The organism is Microcoleus sp. Pol14D4, assembly GCF_036701245.1.
GTDB lineage: Bacteria > Cyanobacteriota > Cyanobacteriia > Cyanobacteriales > Microcoleaceae > Microcoleus.
Genome location: NZ_JAUBQM010000018.1, coordinates 41740 through 60526, shown reverse-complemented (window position 1 = coordinate 60526; position 18787 = coordinate 41740). Strand labels below are relative to the sequence as shown.

The 18787-nt window shown below is 44.5% G+C and carries 10 protein-coding genes; 5 read left to right on the top strand and 5 right to left on the bottom strand.

All coding sequences use genetic code 11. The features are described 5' to 3' along the window. Window positions 1-66 precede the first annotated feature (66 nt). From QUA33_RS09640 to pheT, 4 genes are all read right to left on the bottom strand, one after another. Window positions 67-3723 carry an ATP-binding protein gene (locus QUA33_RS09640; protein ID WP_333148407.1) on the bottom strand — a complete coding sequence of 1219 codons (3657 nt, stop codon included), beginning with the start codon at window positions 3721-3723 and terminating at the stop codon, window positions 67-69. After that, a complete protein-coding gene (locus QUA33_RS09635; protein ID WP_333148405.1) occupies window positions 3723-6749 on the bottom strand; it encodes a hypothetical protein in 3027 nt (1008 codons plus the stop codon). The genes QUA33_RS09640 and QUA33_RS09635 overlap by 1 nt, the downstream gene beginning before the upstream one ends. 13 nt (window positions 6750-6762) lie before the next feature. Beyond that, on the bottom strand, window positions 6763-7032 hold the full coding sequence (locus QUA33_RS09630; protein ID WP_333148403.1) for a YciI family protein: 270 nt from the start codon (window positions 7030-7032) through the stop codon (window positions 6763-6765). 469 nt (window positions 7033-7501) lie between these two features. Next, window positions 7502-9946, bottom strand: a complete 2445-nt coding sequence (gene pheT / locus QUA33_RS09625) for a phenylalanine--tRNA ligase subunit beta (protein ID WP_333148402.1) — start codon at window positions 9944-9946, stop codon at window positions 7502-7504. A gap of 533 nt (window positions 9947-10479) precedes the next feature. Here pheT and QUA33_RS09620 point away from each other — a divergent pair. From QUA33_RS09620 to QUA33_RS09600, 5 genes are all read left to right on the top strand, one after another. Further along, complete coding sequence (locus tag QUA33_RS09620) at window positions 10480-12111, top strand: serine/threonine-protein kinase (protein WP_333095145.1); 1632 nt, start codon at window positions 10480-10482, stop codon at window positions 12109-12111. A 20-nt stretch (window positions 12112-12131) separates the two neighbouring features. Beyond that, the gene (locus QUA33_RS09615) at window positions 12132-12293 is read left to right on the top strand and encodes a hypothetical protein (protein ID WP_333148400.1); all 162 of its coding nucleotides are present in this window, start codon (window positions 12132-12134) and stop codon (window positions 12291-12293) included. A 34-nt stretch (window positions 12294-12327) separates the two neighbouring features. Next, a complete protein-coding gene (locus QUA33_RS09610; protein ID WP_333148398.1) occupies window positions 12328-15501 on the top strand; it encodes an MASE1 domain-containing protein in 3174 nt (1057 codons plus the stop codon). A 27-nt stretch (window positions 15502-15528) separates the two neighbouring features. Next, complete coding sequence (locus QUA33_RS09605) at window positions 15529-17337, top strand: PAS domain-containing sensor histidine kinase (protein WP_333148397.1); 1809 nt, start codon at window positions 15529-15531, stop codon at window positions 17335-17337. 312 nt (window positions 17338-17649) lie between these two features. Further along, on the top strand, window positions 17650-18147 hold the full coding sequence (locus QUA33_RS09600; protein WP_333148395.1) for a hypothetical protein: 498 nt from the start codon (window positions 17650-17652) through the stop codon (window positions 18145-18147). Between the two features lie 81 nt (window positions 18148-18228). Here the strand turns inward: QUA33_RS09600 and QUA33_RS09595 are convergent, their stop codons facing one another. Beyond that, a complete protein-coding gene (locus QUA33_RS09595) occupies window positions 18229-18720 on the bottom strand; it encodes a WbuC family cupin fold metalloprotein (protein WP_333095138.1) in 492 nt (163 codons plus the stop codon). Between the last annotated feature and the right edge of the window lie 67 nt (window positions 18721-18787).

Genomic DNA, 18787 nt, shown 5'->3' with positions numbered 1-18787 from the left:
TAAGGCAGATAAACACAGATAAACGCAGATTATTGAAGGAATTGAAAGCTTGGGAATGCAAGAGGTCTAGTTTATCTGTTTTGACAAAATTAAATTGAGCACGTTCAATTCGTTGGAACTTAAAAGATATTTATCTGTGAAAATTTTTTCTCTACTTTGCTCTAAACTGTAGCTTCTAAACACGATAAATGGAAAGTCTTGATACTTGTGCCCGATCGGCATTACACTATCTACAGGGTAGATCGATCGCACGTAAGCCGACAAAATATCCCGAAACCGCCTGTCTTCCGGTTCTTCCAGCCTGCTGTCAGCAAAATACTCCTGCATTTCCTCCCCGCTGACAAAAGCAAACAGCGGCATGGCATAATAGCGATCGAACTGCTGACTCTGCTCTTCAAAATACTGAGTTTTCTCGACTTCGCTGTTGAGAAATTGCAAAAGCTCGATCGCACCGCCTCTAATTGCCGATCGTACATTCTCCGGGTACGACTCGCTATCCCTGATTCGATACATTTTTTCCAGCAACTGATTATCTACACACTTCTGAATTTGTTCGCGTAGCCCCATCTGGTATTTTTCCAGCAAATTTTGCTTAGCTAGAGGCACTACCAACAAACTACCACAAATATGACCACTCTCTAAATTATCATAACTCAGCAAACCATCTAACGGATTGCACTTCTCCAAAAACTTTTTGTTAAAATCATCCCGCATTTCCAGGTAGGAATTGCCCTTGTAACGAGAGTTATCAGAATTTGTCAAAACAAACTCCCCACGACCCAAAAGCTCTTCTAGACTCGTATAAACCTCCTTTAGCAACATATTTCCTCGGATGCTTTCGCTCTTGAGCGTTTTAATTAGAGAAGCCATCTTGTTACTAAAAGTATCCCCCACCGCAGAAACCGACTTACCACCGATGGGAATCATCAAAAACTTTTCCCTACCTAAATTCCCGTACCCGACAATTCGCGTCATCACCGCAGTCTTCAGAATTAGCAGTAAATTCAACAAACTCAATTTGCTTTCTTGTAGGGAAAGTTCCGCATCATCAGCATAGTAAACTGCTGTATCAGACACGTAAAAAACCAACTGCTTGTCTTCACCGTCAAGGGTTTTACCATGTTTATCTTCGCCGCGCCCCCGATAAATCACCTGTATTACTTCCATCAGATTTTTCTCAATCTGGAAGCGCGGAATATCTACTAAAATGTGTTTAGTTTTCGGGAAAGATAAGCCGCGACTTCCCGATGCAGTCATAAAGATTACCTTAGCTGTATCTTTACACTCCTGTATTTTTGCTTTCTCCTCTTCCGAGATATTCGCATGAATTTCTATATAATCTTCAAACTTATTAAAATCTCGTTCTTTTTGAATTTTATCAATCAATTCTGCCAATCTTCGCTTATTTTGAATATAGACTATAATTTGTTCGACACCAGGTTCCCCCAATCGCTGATTGATATCCTGAATTATTTCAGACTGTACCCGTTTTACTAAATCATTATCCTCCTTTAAAGACGCATTTTCATTGTATTTAACAGTTTCTACAAATACCTTGTAAGTTATCTCTAAACTGCGGGCAGGGTAGGAATTGGCATTGATTATCGTTGCAGGTAGCCGTTTAAATTCAAAAGGAGTGACTTGTAAAGGTTCAATGACATCCAAATTTTTAGCTAATTTTTTAAAATAGATTTTATCCGGTTCTGGAGATGTGTTTTCAAGGTGTTGTTTAATCACATCCGAGTCAACAATCGAAGCATCTGCTACAATAATTTTAGTATTAAAGCCGTGCTGTGGCTTGTGCAATTCATGATTTTTAACCATGTTGGCAATTCCGGCTAAAAACTCAACGCCACCGTCATCTCCTGTAATTTCATCTATCATAATGAAGATGTGTTTGATGCGGCTGGATATTTCTTGCATCTTGGTGGAGATGACTTGTTTATCCCGTTTGTTGTAAGTATCTTGAAATATCTGTTCTAAATAATCTAGGGTACTTTGTCGATTTTCTTTCATCCTCAAAGATTGGATGGAAACCGTAGCTACAATATTATTAGAAGTTTGACAGTTGATCAGGCTATAAATTCCATTGCAAATGCTATTTAGCACTCCCATAGTTTTGAGGCTAGCTGGTTCAATTACGGTTTCATTTTTTCTGGCGATTTGTCGCTGGTGGTATTCTTTTACCTGATTTTCTGGATTGTCTTTGAGAAAATGAACCGTTTTTTGTGTGAAGTTTTCATTGTGGCTATTCGAGCTATACTTGACTGTACGCTTTCCCGAATAGCTGGCGATAATATCGGAGTTTGTGTTAATACAGAATAACCGATCGTCACACAGCAAACGAGTATTTTTATCTGTGAATTTTTCGATAATATCCAAGTTTACTTGCTTGCGGGGACTGACGTATAGGAATAAGAAACCGTCGTCGATATGGCTTTTGAGGAAATTTGCGATCGCAGTTGTTTTACCTATTCCCGGATTCCCAGTCAAAAAGATATAAGTTTCATCAGATTGAAGCGCTTTCACAATCAATTCAGCGTGAGCATTCCTCAAATGCAAACCGCGAGAAATTTGCAAGTCATCTGCCAGTTTATCTGATATAATATCGATTGAATTAACAAAATTGTCTATCCGCTCACTATGACATACAGGTTCAGTGGCATTTTTCCCAATTCCTAACAGAGAATCGACAAATTTTCTGCCTTCTTTGAAACTGCGAGCCGCGTTGAGTTGAATCACATCCAAAACTTCGCTGCGAGCATCGCTGATTTCTTGCTTCCTAGATTCATTTTTGTAAATTTCAGAACAAGTTGCTAACAGCTTAAGTTTGTCCTTGCGTAGGGAAATTGTGCTAATATTGCGATCGCCATAACCCACCACATTAAACAAAACCTCAGCAGCTTGTCCAAGGATACCTGTTTGTTGCAGAAATTCATAGAAGCTGTGAGCATAGCTACCAGCCTGAATTAACTTAGTGCTTTCCTTATCCTTATACTTAAAAGCTGTGAAAAAGCGTTTTAAATCCTCCGAGAAATCAACACCTAAAGTGCTGGTATCCATCCGCAGATTAGAAAACACACTTTTCGATCGCAAATAGCTAATTTCTCTCAGCAAATATTTCCGAATCACCTCTATTTCATTGATATCCTCCGGTTTGGGAGCTAGCGTCGGAGAAAAAACAGACAAATCAACGCAGAGAATTCTAAACTCATTTCCATACTGTAACAGCATCAGCGTATCAGCCTGCAAAAACTCACCCTTTTTCGAGTAGCGGCGGATGTACGAGTTAATCTCATCATCTGATAAACTAGGTTTGGCAGTTTTTAACTGAGACAATAGCTCTTTAAACGCTTCTTTATCACCCTTGTTATAGGTTCTGATACTATTAGCATCACTAAAACTGCACTGACAATACACAATTTTCAACCGCTGCAAATTCCAGCCAGTAGATTGGACGTACTCACGAAAAAAAATTAACCCACCTAAAAAACCTTTTTGGACAAAGAACAAACTCCATTTTTCAACGATTTGAGCATCTAAACTAGCCAGGAGATTGGCTTCTCTGACGATTTCCGCCGTCATCTTTGGCAATTTGAGCCTCTGCAAATCGAGACGGTAGGAATCGCCAAAATTGTGACTTAAATTTTCCCGCTGAATATATGCCAGAATCCCGATATTGAATCCCACCTCAAACAGCCGCCCAAAATCTTCACCGATCATTATTTTGTACCTCTCTCACCGACATTTAATACTTCTCTTACCTTATTCAAAAATGCCAGCGAGTTAAACTCAGCATTCCCGCCCGGATGACTAAACACAGATAAAGCACCAACGGATTCATCACCGATAATATGAGCGTATGGATCGAGTTTCAAACTAATGTTTTGACGGGCTTCATACCTAGAAAAGTGGAAGATGGTTAAATAGTGCAGTAAAGTATCTTTAATTTCACCATCGTACATCAAACCTTGGCGAATATCTTGGTCATCCAGAATGCCTTCATATATCTTCAACAGTGTCGAGTAAGAAATCACACCGTTGTAAAAGTTCTTGTCCCCTTGCTCTACTTTGATACCATTAAACAGATTAAAAAACATCACAGCTTGGTGACTGGGATCTTTTGATAAACTTTCCAGTTCCATTGTATCCTGAATGTAGAAAGATTCTCCCTTGTGCTCTTTAGGACTTCGGACGTAATATTTATCAAAAAATACCGGATAAATCTTGATATCTTGCCGATCTCCTTTCAAAGTTTGGATGAGCTTTTTCGACATAAAAAACAATTGATCGTCTTCATCAGTCTGGGTAATGTGCAGCGTGCTTGTATAAGGTGCTTGTGCAATATACAGAAAATTGCGATAGCCATGCTTGTAAAGCTGGCTGACAGTATCTTCAAGAATTGATGGCTGACTGTAAAGGTGTTGAACGCTGTAGTTTTCTGACAAGGTTTTCAGCATTCCGACTTGAATTGTATCGTCTGATAGACGTTTAATTCCCGCGACTTCGCCTAACAAGCAAGTTTTTCTCTGAAAGCGATCGCTATTACCTTTTCTTGCATCGCTTTCGCAGCTTGAGACGACAATAATTGCTAAATTGTCCAACTCTGGAGATAGTGGAACATTCCGAAATTTAAACTTTTTAGGCAATATTGAATACAGGGAACTCAAACCGTTGCGGATACTGTAGCCATTTGCTTTTCCCTTGATGCGAAACCCTTGAGAAGTCGAGCGGTATTTTTCACTAAAAAGATGAGACAATGTTTTGGAAACGTTAGCTATAAACTTTTCCGACGGCGAAGGGTTATTGTGGTCGCCTTCGTGAAGTCTCACCATCGGAATAAACAAATTCTTTTTTGCTTTATTTAACAATATTTCTAGGCAAATATAAGACAGCAGTGAAACAGAAAATTTGTAAACAAACGCTGCATCCGATTTCAAACCATCCTGGCTGTCTAAACGTTTATTGTTATAACGAAACAACAGCAATTTATACTGTTCGCAAAAACTGCTGCTATATACACTCATCATAGTTTGTGGAACCCACATTACAGGCAAAACATCGATGCCATTAATATTATATTCTAGACTGAAATTTTGGAATTGAGCTGTAGGAAAATAGCGGACATCTTCGATGGTGATAGTGACGGGTAGTTGACAAATAGCTGTTTCGTTGATACTAGATTGTTCGACGGCAATATACTGAAGTGATTCTTTAGGATTTCGTTGCAGAACATCATTGAAAAATCTACTTTGGGTTGAATCACGATCCAGGTCTTCTAGGATGCCTCTTTTGACGCTTATATGCCGCGGTTCTGTGCGAGTTGGCAAAATTGTTTGTCTGTCTAGAAAATTTTTTAATAGTTGTTTGAGACGGTTTATTTTAACTTCAACATTATATTCATTCATCCCTCTTTTGATACCTCGGAATATCCCCTTTTTCTTTTCTTCATCAGAACTTCGCAGTACAGGAATGACTGATTCAAACCTTTGTTTTGGATCGTAACTTAGTTCAGAATTATGGTTATAATCTGGTGCTAAAGGATTGCTGTGAGAAGCAAATACAAAATAGTACAATAATGCTATTTTTAATACTTTGCGAATGAATGTTTCGCTAGTGTAACTATCCGCTAATTCTGCTTTGTGGTCATCGCTGTCAGGATTTAGAAAATTCAGGTTATAATCAAATACAGGTTCACCGCCACGGGCTTGAACTTCGTTGCCAAATTTTAGTTTTAAACCGAAAATATATTTACGTTCGCTCAGAGGGGTGTCTGTGGTTTCTCCTAAATAACCTGCTACAATCGGAATGATGGGAAGCGCATCTAAAACTTCTGATCGGGAAAACATATCTCTGTAGTTAATTGAGACACCGGCATAATTGACATTATAATAGCCATCTTCTTTAGTGCCATCGCCAATGTATGCTTCTAGCAACCTAATCCGCCGGATCAAATCTTCTAAGTAGATGATACCAACACTATCTGTGCTGCTAGTGCGGATGTGTTCTAGCAGGTACTCCAAGTAGGTAATTTTAGCTTCTTTTTTGAGCTTCCCTAGAGTTTCTTTGTCTACAAGTTTGAGTAATTTGTGGAAATCAGAATTTTTATCTTTAACCATCTCATCAAGACGATGATGCAGTTCTTGTTTATCACTTTCAGTGTCAGCATTTTCATTAATGTAATTCTCTAAACCCTCCTTCAGTTGTTGCTGAAAGATGTCTGAATCTCGCACAGCGATAGTCAATTTATGCAGTTTCAAAATTGCCTGTGTCCCAACAGTATTTGGGCGCTGCAAAGTTAGCTTCTTTTTTGCTAATGTAGGAGAAGATTTTGCAAAATCGTATTTGAAGCCTAAGTCGGTACCGTTTCCCTGAAAAGACCGTGATTCTAAAGGCTCAGTTAAGCTAGCCACGAAATTTGCAATAGCATCATTCCCTCCCACGACTGATGCTATATGTTGTCGCAAATATTGTCTAATTTGTCTAATTTGAGTGCAAAATTGAGTTTCAAGTTCGGGAGTGAAATTGACTGTAGCAGAATGTGCGAAGCGTTCAAAACCACCCAAGGGAGGCCGCACGCTCATACTCGATATTTGAGCAGCTACCGCGTCAATATCTATTAGCAAGCGTCTGCGATCGCCCGAAACGCTAAACGGATTGTTTCCCTGCAAAACTTCTAAAATCTTGTCCAGCAAATCGCCATAGTCAACTGGAACTAAATCGCTGTCACCCAATGTTAAGATGTTCACCCTGTTAACCTCTTCAAAAAGCTTGAATCCACTCTTTCACTTCGTACTCAGTCCAAACCCCATTTACCCAATAAGGATCGGCTTCCACCAATTGTCGCACCTGTGCCTCATCTTCCGCTTCGTAAATTGCAAAAACTTTTGTTAAATCTTTCGTTGGCCCGATCGTACTTAATACCCCCGATTCCTTCTGCTTAGCCAATCCAGCTAAATGAGCGTCTCGAAACGGAGCGCGTTTTTCGAGAACGTCTTCGCAGTAACTTCCCCACATCACATATTTGGTCACGGTTTTGAGCCTTAGATGAATTTGTTTAAAAGTTATTGTACAATAAGAGAAAGAGGATTTAACTAAAATTTTAAGAATAAGATTAATGAACCGCAGAGAGCGCAGAGGGCGCAGAGGAAGAGGGGAAAGAGAGAGGTTTGTTAGATAAGAGGAGAAATTTATTACTTTAATGGTTGGGGAGATGTTGCGGCCGTTGGTGTCAATTTAATTAACGTTAAAAGTTGAGTCCGGCAGGGGTTGAAACCCCCGCCTCAAAGCTGAAGTCCTCCCTAGGAGGAATGAAGAGTTCATTAGTTAGCAATTATGCACTTTAGACGGTTTTATTGCAAGAATTTGAGATTCTTCGCTTTACTCAAAATGGCAAATTTACCTTGTAATCCGTAAATCTTATTAGTCCTCTTGAGAGGACTTTAGCTTTGAGCCAGGGAATTCATTCCCTGGCAGTTTCTATTGCTGAGTAGCGGCTTCTTTAGCTTCTCAAACTAACGCCGAATTTTTCAACTAGGACATCGCGAACTTTTTGTTGTGCTGGTTCGACATCGGTTTCGCTCAAAGTTCGATCGCCCGCGCGGTAAATTAACCGAAAAGCCAAACTCCGCTGTCCCGCCGGCACGTTGTCGCCCCGATATTCGTCGAAGAGTTCCACCGAATCCAGCAAACTACCCGCCGCCTTTTTCATCGCACTCTGCATATCTACAACCGGAACTTCAACCGGTGCGAAAAATGCAATGTCTCTGTCTGAAGCGGGGAAACTCGAATAACCAGCGAATTTGCGAGTTAACTCGTTCGATCGATTCAACGCTGCCAACAGCACCGCTAAATCTAATTGAAACACGTAAACCTGCTCAGGCAAATCCTTTTCTTGCTGCAATTGCGGGTGCAACTGTCCAAAAACTCCTAAATGTTTCCCGTTTAACGATAACGCAGCGGTGCGACCCGGATGCAAGCGTGTATTCGAGGAATCGCTTTGATATTCCACCGACAAACCCAACTCTTGAAATGCGCTTTCCAAAATACCTTTTGCCTCAAACCAAGTCAAAGGTCGATCGCGCCCGGACTGCTGCCATTTCCACACAGTCGGATCGCCGCCGATAATCCCCGCTACTGCATCAGCTTCCTTCATTACATCCCCATCTTTCCAGAAAATGCGGCCGACTTCAAAACCGTTTAGCGCCCCATTTCCCTGTTCCAAATTGTACTGGAAAGCATCAATCAAACCCGACAGCATTTCTGTCCGCAAAGCCGAATACTCCACAAACAGCGGATTCGCCAGCACCACCTGATTGTCTCCCTCAGTTTTCACCAAAGAATAGTGCATCAACTCCGTCAAACCGGCCGCCCGAAAAGCCGATCGCACATTCCGAATTGCCGCATATTCTGGTGACAAATAACCTGGTTCCGTTTTGCTGGGCAGAGTATCGCAGAAATTGTCATAACCGTGGAGTCTGGCAACTTCTTCAATTAAGTCAATTTCCCTTTCTAAATCGCGATAGCGGTAAGGAGGAACAGTTATCGCAAACACCCGTTCTTTTTCCGTCGGAACAACTTCGCATCCCAAAGCTGTGAGAATATTTTTTACCTCTTCCGGTTCCAGATATTTAGAACCGCCCGTTTGTCCTCTTTTCAACTGTCCCAAAACCAAATTTACTCGGTCTAAACGCAATTCGAGCGATCGCGAAAAACTTAAATCATCGCCCGAACTCGCCGTTTTCTGAACCGTCGCAGTGCCTCCAGCCAACTCCAAAATTAGGGCGACAGCGCGGTTGCAGGCTGTCGTCAATGCCGCCTGATTCACCCCCCGTTCGTAGCGGATCGAAGCCTCGCTCCGCAGGCCTTGAGCGCGCGCAGAACGGCGAATCGTTGCCTGGTCAAAAATCGCGGCTTCCAGGACTAAATTTTGCGTTCCTTCGTGAACTTCCGTATCTTCGCCGCCCATTACCCCAGCTAAGGCAACAGGTTTGTCGCTAGCAGTAATTAACAGATTTTGAGCTTGCAAATTGCGGTTTTGTCCGTCCAAAGTTTTGAATGATTCCCCTGCTTTGGCAAAGCGGACGCCGATGCTGATATGTTGAGTACCCGTGAAAGATTGTAGGCGATCGCGATCGAAAGCGTGGAGCGGTTGTCCCCATTCCAATAAAATGTAATTAGTCACGTCAACCACATTATTAATCGGCCGCACTCCCGCCGCCTGCAACCGCTGCTGCAACCAAGCTGGAGAAGCACCAATTTTCACACCTTCAATTGCCGTGCCGATGTAAATCGGGCAACCTTGCGGTTCCGATATTGCTACTGCCAAACCAGGACTTTCTTTGCCCTCAATCGCCACACCATTCGCTGCGGGAATTCTCAAACTAGCCCCAGTCAGCGCGGCCACTTCCCGCGCTACGCCCACCATGCTCAAAGCGTCAGCCCGGTTGGCAGTTGCTGTCAAATCTAAAATCACGTCATCTAAACCCAAAAGCGGGCGAATATCGCTGCCCAATTCGGGATTTTCTAACTCGAAAATGTGAATGCCGGCTGACTCTTTAGATAGTCCCAATTCCGCCAGAGAGCAAATCATTCCTTCGGAAGGAACGCCCCGCAATTTAGCAGGTTTAATCTTTAAATCAATAGTCGATAAATAAGTGCCGACAACAGCGACAGGCACGTAAATGTCTGCCCTAGCGTTCGGTGCGCCGCAAACAATATTCAAAGCTTCACCAGAGCCGACATCCACTTGACAAACTCTCAATTTATCTGCATTCGGATGCTGTTCGCAGGCGATGATTTTGCCCAAAACTACGCCGCTTGCCCACGGGCGGCGGTCTTCAATTTCTTCAACTTCAAACCCAGCCATTGTCAGGGTTTCGGCTAATTCTTCCGGGGATATTGCCACATCCACCAATTCCTGCAGCCACTTTAGAGAAATACGCATAATTTAGTCAGTAGTTAGTTGTCAGTGCTCTGTAGTTATTAGTCATTAGTCGGCGCCGACCGGCTACGACTTTTGAGTGCCAGAATTTATTGGGGAAAGCTTTTCATAGCATACTAATTTAAATTTGTCAATAGTGTTATGGTACCGATCGGCAAAAACTAGGGATATACCCCAAGGTCGATGGCAACTGGGGGATGAGTAGCATTCTCATTCAGAGAATGAGGTATGCTAGAGACATCTAACAACGCAAAAAGCACTTAAGTTTAGAAAGACTTTACACAAAAAAGCACAACTTTAGCAAGTCTTTAAACTATCTTCAACGATAATCAACCGAAAAAACTCACAGCAGCGAGATAATCAAAATAGGGAAAAGATATCGGCCTAAAAGACTTAGGTGCAATTCCAATTCGCAATCGAAGGCACAGCCTGCCGAAAACTGATAGATTAATATGTCTACCAGAAGCAGGAACAGGCTATTTGTGCAGTCGAGCGACGCTGACAAGATCAGAACAACATAGGCAAACTCAATCAATATGAGCTACTGCGTAAATCCGGGCTGTCCCCATCCTCAAAACCCTGCTGACTCTATTCTTCAGTGTCAGACTTGCGGTGCGCGGTTATTGCTGCGCGCTCGCTACCGAGTCATTGAACCCTTAGGGCAAGGAGGTTTTGGAGCTACATTTCTGGCAAAAGACATCTCATTGCCCGGTCAACCGAGTTGTGTAGTCAAGCAACTGCGACCCAGTAGTTCGTCGCCGCGAGTTTTAGAAATGGCGCGGGAATTATTTAAGCGAGAGGCAAAAACCCTCGGTCAACTGGGCGACCACCCGCAAGTACCGAGGCTGCTAGACTATTTTGAAACGGAACAGCAATTCTACTTAGTTCAAGAGTATGTTAAAGGCTCGACTTTGAAACAAGAAGTCAAGCACTCAGGCCGTTTCAACGAATCGGATGTTAAAAATTTTCTATTAGAAATTCTGCCAGTAGTGCAATATATCCACAGCCAAGGAGTAATTCACCGAGACATCAAACCCGCCAATATTATTCGCCGAATTCAAGACGGTCACTTAGTTCTGATTGACTTCGGAGCGGTAAAAGACCAAGTTAGCCAAACAATATTATTAGACCCCGCCGACCAAAGCGCCAACACGAAATTTTCAGTCGGCACATTTAGTTTTGCCCCCCCGGAACAAATGGCGCTGCGGCCGATATTTGCCAGCGACATCTACGCAGTGGGTATGACTTGCTTGTACTTGCTGACAGGAAAATCGCCCAAGGATTTAGATTTTGATGGAGTAACCGGCGAAATTGTTTGGCAGCCCCACGTTCAGGTGAGTCCAAATTTTGCGCGGATTCTCGAAAAAATGCTGAAGCCGATGGTTGGGCATCGCTTCCAATCGGCAGCAGATGTCCTCAGAGCTCTCTCGGGCCAATTTGAAGACCCAAGTCTTATGGATGGCTTGGCAACTCAATTCAATGCCTCTTCTCGTACAGTTGAAGAACCGACAATATTTAATGACGAGGGTTCTTCGTGGTCACCGCCGAGGAGCAAAATCAATGAAGATTTACGATCGAACCACACCCGCGCTGGTAGAACTTCCTTCAGCCAATCTGGGAACACGGGGATGCAGCCGAGAGTTTCCCGGACTCTGGCTGAGTCCGGCAGAACTTTCGGAACGGTTGGACCTTCTAGCGACAATTTAGCAGCGTCAAAGCTATCGAAAGTTGCTCCTAAGTGGGATACCAACAGCTTGCGAGCGGCATATTTTAAAGGCAAGCGCGATTTTGCTGACTGCGAACTGTCGGGTTTGCAACTGCAAAAAGCGCAGTTAGCGGGGGGGAATTTTTATCAGGCTAGGTTGGTAAAAGCAAATTTGCAAGCAGCGGATTTGTCGGGGGCAAATTTAGGTCACGCGAGGTTAATTCAGGCGAATTTGCGAGATGCTAATTTGACTGAGGCTTATTGCAGCACTGCCAATTTTGAAGGGGCGGATTTCCGAGGTGCTGACTTGACGGGGGCTTATTTGACTAAGGCGAATTTGCGGGGAGCAAATTTGTGCGGGGCGAATCTTACGAACGCTACAGTTTCTGAGGAACAACTGGCAATGGCAAAGACTAATTGGCTTACTGTTAAGCCGGATGGCAAGCGGAGTTTTGGATTTTAAGAAGTCATGGGGCATGGGGCATGGGGCATGGGGAGTTGTTAGCTGCTACTAATCACCAATCACAACAGTCAACAGTCATCAGTCAACAGTCAACAGTCAACAGTCAACAGTCAACTCCCCACTCCCCCAGTCAGGTGAGTCGTCAGGAGGAAGCTCGATCGCCCCAAAGCCGCCTAAATTAAAAACTAGGAATGGAGGATTCGATCGCACCTAAACATGAAACTGCTCAACTCCCGCACTCGAACGCTTCTGTACACGGGCATCCTGGCGCTGGCCTACTTTGTTACCGGAAAACTCGCAGCGTCGATGCTGGGACTGGTGAAAGCCGAACCCTCCCCCGTGTGGCCGCCCGCCGGTATTGCTCTAGCGGCACTGCTACTGCATGGGCGACGGATGTGGCCGGGAATTGTCCTCGGTTCAGTGCTGTTAAACTCTACCGGGGGTATACCGTCGGCTGTCATTGTCACATCGGCCTTTAGCGTTACCCTGCAAGGGCTGGCTGGAGAGGCTTTGCTGACTTGGAGCGGATTTTCTACCAAACTCGATCGATTGCGAGATGTTCTGGCTTTAGTGGCGGGCGCTGTTATCGGGTCTACTTTGGTCGGTTCTATCCTCGGCAACTTGGGAACGTGCATTTTTGGTTGGGCTCAGTGGAGCAATTTCTCTCGCAACTGGTGGACTACGTGGCTCGGAGACGGCATGGGAATTTTGATTGTGACGCCCGTTCTGCTGACTTTGAACCACGCCGTTAATAGTTTTAAACCTCCACTAAAACTGAGATGTTTCATTATTCTCAATTACTTGTTTAGGAACAGGCAAGATGCCTGTGAAGCGAGAGATGAATTTGATTGTGGGACAGGCATTTTGCCTGTTATTGAAAATGGTGTAAGAAGTAAGATTAAACCGGGAATTATTTCAAGTTTAAAAGCATTTTTTAACTGGGACGATTGCGAATCACAAGTTACAAATTATTCAAGCCGATTTTCTGCAAGTGAAAACCGCTACAATCTTCTATTTGTAATTATTAATTATTCAGAAATAGCGCTCTGGCTGACTCTATTGCTGAGCGTGAGCTGGCTGTTTTTTTGCTCTAAAATACAAGCAGCGATCGCTCAGTATCCGCTGGAGTATCTGCCTTTTCCTCTGATAGTTTGGGCTGCCCTGCGGTTTCAACCGGCGGGAGCGATTTTTGCTTATTCGATCGTATCTTACATCGCGATTTGGGGAGCGGTGCAGGGAGGCGGCCCGTTTTTGGCCAAAAGCGATAATCTCAAACAGGCGGTTTTATTTTTACAAGCTTTTACCGGTACGATCGCCCTTGTGGCTCTGATGTTGGCCGCCGCCGTAGCAGAACGCCAGCAAGCGCTGGTGGAGGTGCGCCGCACGGCCGCCATGCTGCGCGACCGCGAAGCTAGTTTAGCCAACGCTCAGCGCATCGCTCAGTTGGGAAATTGGGATTTAAATTGCGCCGCCCTCACAGCAACTGACAACTGCCAAGAATCCGCAGAAGATCGTAGATCCCATATCGAATTGCGGTGGTCAAACGAACTTTACCGCCTCTTGGGTTTTGCTCCGGGAACTGTCAAACCTACACCAGAAGTTTTTTTGCAGGCCGTACATCCAGAAGACCGAGAATTGGTGGCGCGATCGCAGCGCCAAGCTATGTTTGAGCGCACACCCTATTGCATTAACTACCGAATTGTGCTGGCAGACGGTTCCGAACGCACTGTCTGCGAACAGTCGGCCATTCAGTCAGGGGCGATCGCCGCCACAGTCCAAGACGTTACCGAACGCCACCGCGCGGAAACCGCTTTGCGGGCGTCCTCCGATCGCGATCGCTTGCTCTCGGAAATCGCCCTGCGAATTCGCAACTCCCTCGACCTCGAAGAAATTCTCAACACTACTGTTGCCGAAGTCCGGCAATTTTTCAAGGCAGACCGCGCTTTTATCGGTATTGTGGACGCGGACGGGGTAAATCTTCCTAGCCCGGTATACGGTAAGGTTGTGGCCGAGTCTGTGGATGCCCAATACCGTTCTCTTTTGGGGTGGGTACTCGCTGACGAGAATCACCTCGAAAACCAGAAAACTTTTTATGCTAACAACCGCGTCCGATCTATCTCCGATACTGCTAGCGTTCAACTCAGCGTTCCTATTGCCCAATTGTACAGCGACTATCAAATTCGCGCGACGTTAAATGTGCCGATCGTCCTGGGGGATGAATTGTTCGGGCTCTTGGCCGTCAACCAGTGCTCCGGGTCCCGCCAGTGGCAGGAATTTGAAATAGATTTGTTAGAAAAACTCGCTACCCAAGTGGCGATCGCTCTCCAGCAAGCCCAACTTTTGCAGCAGGTAAAAGCTCTCAATGCCAACTTGGAATATCAAGTGGAGGAACGCACCCGCCAACTACAGCAAAAAATGCACGAACTGCAAGAAAGCAACCGCCTCAAAGACCTATTTTTGCACGCAGTTTCTCACAATCTCCGCACTCCTGTTATGGGAATGTTAATACTGCTGAAAAATTTGCTCAACAAATCGCCCTCTGACTCTCTACAAGATGTTCCGGTTTCTCGATCGATTTTGCAGCGCATCGTTCAAGCCAGCGAACACCAGTTGACTATGGTTAATTCCCTGCTTGATGCTCACGCTAGCGAGGTTAAAGGTATTGTTCTCAATCCTTTACCGCTAGATTTGCAGTCTTTAGCTTCAGCCATTGTTGCCGATTTAGAACCGATGCTAGCCAAAAATCAAGCAACTTTAACTCAGGAAATACCAGTGGATTTGCCACAAGTCAAGGCCGATCGCCAACACTTGCAGCGGGTGCTAGAAAATCTGTTGACTAATGCTATTAAACACAATCCTCCGGGAGTCAATATAACTTTTAAAGCCGAGGTAATTGAACTTGAAACAGCGCTAAGTTATGAAGAAAATTCCCAGGCTTTAACATCGCCCAATAATCCGCTTGCCCGCTGTATCGCTAACCGGATATCTCCTGCGGGCGATCGTCCTAGGATAGGCGAGACAGCCCAAAAAAATCAGGAAACCCTGGCCAAATTTAACCTGGACGGCAGTTGCAAAATGCCCCGCTATCAGGGTCAAATTGGCAATATCGGCAGCAAATTGCCCGGAGTCACCGTAAAAATGGTTCGCTGTACTGTAACAGATAATGGAGTAGGAATCAGCGCCAAACAGCGGGAATCTCTATTTGAACTTTACGTTCACGACCCTAATAGCCGACAATTAACAGGGCTGGGTTTGGGCTTGTACCTCTCCAAGCAAATTATCAAAGCTCACGGCGGCGAAATTGGCGTCGAAAGCACTCCCGGCGGTGGTTCGACTTTCTGGTTTTCGCTACCTGCTGTCAACTCGGACGATCGATCTTTGTCAATATAAAATATAAAATCTAAAATCTAAAATGCTATGAACTATTTGGGCAATGCAAAATCCGTTCAGGCGTTAACGGTTTACGAGGTGTGGCGCGATCGCTTCCTCCGAGAGCGGCTGCGCCCTGCAGTCGGAATTGCCATCTTTTTTGCCTTCACAATAACGGTCTATTTTCTAGGCGAAAGATTCTTCGCTCACCAGGAGTTTGAAAGTGTTTATTTGTACACGAGCGCTGCTGTAGAATTGGGTTTGTTGACCTGTTTTGTGTTGCAAAAAACCTCCTTTGGACAGCGCTATCCCGGTTTGCTATTTTTGGCTTTTTCGTGGTCGCTGACTGTGGTTGTACAGCTTGGGCTAGCTGTCGCACAAGCCGGGGAATTACCAATTTTTACTTGGATTTTAGCGTTTTTGATCCAAGCTACGCTGATCCCCGTCCGCTGGCGCCTCCACCTGATTTCTCAACTCGGCGTTTTGTGTTGCCACGTCGGGATAAATTTGGTTTTAAATCTAAGTTTTGCTAAGTATACTCCTTTTAAGTTGACCGGGTTGTACTTATATTTGTTTTGGATTTGTTTGATTTGCGATTTGTCGGTTTATTGGTACGAATGTCTGCAACGGAAAGAGTTTAGTACCAGGCGTGAGTTGGAATCTGCTTACCAGCAGTTGGAGGTGGCGGAGGCGAAGTACCGCAGCATTTTTGAGAATGCCGGCGAGGGAATTTTTCAAAGCACTCCCGATGGTCGTTATATTACTGCAAATCCAGCTTTGGCGCGGATTTACGGCTGCGATTCTCCCGAAGAAGTGACAGCAAAGTTTACTGATATTGAGCGGCAGTTGTACGTCGATCCGGCTCGCAGAAAGGAGTTTTTGCGAGCGATCGAGGAAAGCGGCACAGTATCGGATTTTGAATCTAAAATTTACCGCTCAGACGGCAGTATTGTCTGGATTTCTGAGAAGGCGCGGGCGGTACGGGATAGCAGCGGCGCCGTGCTTTATTATGAGGGTTTAATTGAGGATATCACGCAGCGCAAACAGGCACAAGAATCGCTGCGGATGTTTATCCACGCTCTTTCTCACGACTTGCGAAACCCGGTGGCGGGAATGTTAATGGTGCTGAAAAATTGGCAGACGAAACCTGGGGATTCGATCGCAATTCCCCGTTCTATTTTGGAGCGGATGATTCAAGGTAGCGAGCAGCAATTGCGCTTGATAAATTCGCTGTTGGAAGTTCACGCGGGGGAATTGCGCGGTTTTGTTTTGCACTGCGAATCGGTTGATTTGAGGGCGCTAGTTGAAGCTGCTGCGACAGATTTGGAGCCTTTAATGAATGAGGGTAAAGCTACTTTTAAAAATTTTGTCCCGGATGATTTGCCAGCCGTGAATGCTGATAAAACTCAGTTGTGGCGCGTGTTATCTAATTTAATTTCTAATGCTTTGAAACACAATCTACCGGGATTGAATTTAACAGTTTCGGCTCAAGTAATCCAGGCGGATAAATTAATTATAAATCAAAGCACAGCAAAACAAGACACCGACAAGTTACCGATTACCAATCCACAATCCCCCATTACCAATCCCCAATCCCCAATCCCCAATCCCGGAGCTAGGATGATTTACTGTACCGTGGAAGATGACGGGGCGGGAATATTGCCGGAACAGTGCGAACATCTTTTTGACCTTTACGTTAGGGGCGATCGATCCCGACACTCGGTTGGTTTGGGTTTGGGTCTCTATCTTTGTCGGCAAATTATAGGTGCTCACGGCGGCCAAATTGGGGTAATTAGCACTCCCGGTGCAGGGGCAAGTTTTTGGTTTACTTTGCCACTGGCTGAGAATTTCAGGTGATTTTTTGTATTTTTAATTACATTTTACCTAGCAATCGTGCCAGATATTTAGAACGTTATTAATTGCTGAAACCATTGCGAAATATGCTCTTCCTTCTGCCTGCAGCTATACTTTTGTTGTGCCGTCGCAGGTGCTTTTTGAGTTGTGCAAGCCAAATCTGTCGATCGGACTATTTCGATCAGACTATTGATATTAATTTAAAACCATGGTATATTTACCCAAAGTTTTTAAACGAAAAATAAATTTCCGATATTCACATTTTCTTTAGAAAGATCATTTAATCTAGAAAATCTCTAAAACTAGATAAAAAATATGCAATTTATGTTTGTCGAGCAAAGCTCAGAAAATACAGCTAAAGACGATGCAGCTAAGTACGAATCAGCTAAATATAACGAGCGGTCGTTCTCAACTTTAATGCGGGCGCTCCGTCTTTCCCAAGGTTACTTTTCTTTCGTTTTAGTCAACTGTAACTCGCTAACTTTGCGGCAGCAAATAGTCGATCGGCTGCAAGTACATTGTCCCGTGAAACCGCGGCAACTGTTTTTGCCCAAATCGGCGACAACTCTCTACACGACAATTGCAGAAGAAATAGACGGCGAAAAGCCTCCTGCTTTAATGCTCCTCGGTTTGGAATCAGTGGAGGCGATCGATCGATTGCTCATTTCTACCAACCTATTATGCAGCGAATTCAGCAAAAAATTTTCGTTTCCCCTCGTCTTTTGGGTGACGGATGAGCTCCTGAGAAAAATCATTCGTACCGCCCCCGATTTATACAATCGGATGACGACAATTAGATTCATCAGTAATTAGTAATCAGCCCATCGATTTGAGATTTGAGAGTTGAGATTTTTAACAGTCAACATTTAACAGTCAACAGTCAACAGTCATTAGTCAAGTGTTAAATTCCGCTTCCCAAATCAGGACTAATTCTCGCGCCTCTGCAGTTCCCTCAGCCGGAAAACCTGCCAAAAAGTCTTTATCGGCCCCCACGTCGTAAGGCCCTTCCTTAAACTCCAAAATCACAGTATCCTGTGTCAAAGCTACTAACGTGTGAATAGTGCCCTCTGGCAGTTCGACAGCGCGAGTCGGGCCCGCAGCGCTGACTCGCAAGGAGCGCAGGATTTGACCGTTTTCGTTCAAAATAACAATACCGACTTCGCCTTGAATCACCACAAAAAACTCAAAACCGTTAACTGCAGGCGGGCGCAGGTGTTGGTGAGGGCGGACGTAAGTGCCTGGTTGCAGCACGTTGACAAACCGCTGCACTTTTTCAGACAAATCGTGGAAATTGTAGTTTTGTCGCTGGCGGGGACTGCGCCGGGAGGAAGCGGCAACTTCGTCTAGCAATTCTTGCGTCAGCAATTTGATCGGAGGGGACTGCACAACAGATATCCTGTATTTAATAGTTTATGAACAAATGGGCTAGTCTGGGATCATCGTTATCAGCATC